General features: G+C 60.1%; 1 pseudogene. It reads left to right on the forward strand.

Annotation, left to right across the window (positions count from 1 at the left end):
* Window positions 1-233: pseudogene (locus FDX22_RS21510) on the forward strand (phage tail length tape measure family protein); the annotation flags it as partial.

Genomic DNA, 233 nt, shown 5'->3' on the forward strand with positions numbered 1-233 from the left:
AAAAAACAGCGGCAGTCGTTGAACAGTCGATGAGCCGACAGGCACTGGCTGCACAGAAAGCGGGGATTTCCGTCGGGCAGTATAAAGCCGCCATGCGTATGCTGCCTGCGCAGTTCACCGACGTGGCCACACAGCTGCAGGTGGGCAAAGTCCGTGGCTGATCCTGCTGCAACAGGGCGGTCAGGTGAAGGACTCGTTCGGCGGTATGATCCCCATGTTCAGGGGGCTTGCCG

Origin of the sequence: Citrobacter sp. TBCS-14, from assembly GCF_005280805.1 — a bacterium.
Taxonomy (GTDB): Bacteria; Pseudomonadota; Gammaproteobacteria; order Enterobacterales; family Enterobacteriaceae; genus Citrobacter; species Citrobacter gillenii.